The organism is Acinetobacter sp. NIPH1876 (genome assembly GCF_022808535.1).
In the GTDB taxonomy this organism is placed as follows: Bacteria; Pseudomonadota; Gammaproteobacteria; order Pseudomonadales; family Moraxellaceae; genus Acinetobacter; species Acinetobacter higginsii.
Genome location: NZ_JALGBR010000042.1, coordinates 1 through 1,727 on the forward strand (window position 1 = coordinate 1; position 1,727 = coordinate 1,727).

Annotated in this window: 1 rRNA gene; it reads right to left on the reverse strand. The window is 47.9% G+C overall.

Annotation, left to right across the window (positions count from 1 at the left end):
* A 23S ribosomal RNA gene (locus MN869_RS20295) occupies positions 1-1,460 on the reverse strand; the annotation flags it as partial.
* Between the last annotated feature and the right edge of the window lie 267 nt (positions 1,461-1,727).

The window sequence follows — 1,727 nt, forward strand, 5'->3', positions numbered from 1 at the left end:
CCTTCCACCTGGACAACCAACGCCAGGCTGACTTAACCTTCTCCGTCCTCTCATCGCATTACACAGAAGTATTGGAATATTAACCAATTTCCCATCGACTACGCCTCTCGGCCTCGCCTTAGGGGTCGACTCACCCAGCCCCGATTAACGTTGGACTGGAACCCTTGGTCTTTCAGCGAACGGGTTTTTCACCCGTTTTGTCGTTACTCACGTCAGCATTCGCACTTCTGATACCTCCAGCATACTTCTCAATACACCTTCATCGGCTTACAGAACGCTCCCCTACCACTTGACTTAAAGTCAAATCCGCAGCTTCGGCACATAGTTTTAGCCCCGTTACATCTTCCGCGCAGGCCGACTCGACTAGTGAGCTATTACGCTTTCTTTAAAGGGTGGCTGCTTCTAAGCCAACCTCCTAGCTGTCTATGCCTTCCCACATCGTTTCCCACTTAACTATGATTTTGGGGCCTTAGCTGGCGGTCTGGATTGTTTTCCTCTTGACTACGGACGTTAGCACCCGCAGTCTGTCTCCCGGATAGTACTCATTGGTATTCGGAGTTTGCATCGGTTTGGTAAGTCGGGATGACCCCCTAGCCGAAACAGTGCTCTACCCCCAATGGTATTCGTCCGAGGCGCTACCTAAATAGCTTTCGGGGAGAACCAGCTATCACCAGGCTTGATTAGCCTTTCACCCCTATCCACAAGTCATCCCCTGGCTTTTCAACGACAGTGGGTTCGGTCCTCCAGTTAGTGTTACCCAACCTTCAACCTGCTCATGGATAGATCGCCTGGTTTCGGGTCTATACCCAGCAACTAAACGCCCTATTAAGACTCGATTTCTCTACGGCTCCCCTATTCGGTTAACCTTGCTACTGAATATAAGTCGCTGACCCATTATACAAAAGGTACGCAGTCACCGAACAAGTCGGCTCCCACTGCTTGTATGCATGCGGTTTCAGGATCTATTTCACTCCCCTCACAGGGGTTCTTTTCGCCTTTCCCTCACGGTACTGGTTCACTATCGGTCAGTCAGGAGTATTTAGCCTTGGAGGATGGTCCCCCCATATTCAGACAAGGTTTCACGTGCCTCGCCCTACTCGTCATCATTGTGTGTGCCCTTTCGTGTACGGGAATATCACCCTCTACGTTCGCACTTCCCAGAGCGTTCCACTAGAACACACACAACTTAATGGGCTGCTCCCCGTTCGCTCGCCGCTACTAAGGGAATCTCAATTGATTTCTTTTCCTAAGGGTACTGAGATGTTTCACTTCCCCTCGTTCGCTTCATAAGCCTATGTATTCAGCTTATGATACCCGCCTTATAGCGGGTGGGTTCCCCCATTCAGAAATCTCCGGATCAAAGGATATTTGCCGCCTCCCCGGAGCTTATCGCAGGCTATTACGTCTTTCATCGCCTCTGACTGCCAAGGCATCCACCACATGCACTTAATTACTTGACTATACAACCCCAAACAGTCGTTAACACATACAAGTCAGTGTTATCGTTGCAAACTTAATTGCTACTATTCGTTGTCTGTGAACTTAATCACCATACAGCTTCAATCTAAATTCATATACCAAAACGCTTGATTCAGTGTTTTTGCTAGTTCTCAATCTCATTCTTTCGAATGAATTGAGTGAACAATTTATTTCAGACTCAATTTTCTAATCTGTTAATGATTAACTACCACCTCGTCGGTGAGTAGTAAACTGTGATAAATCACAGA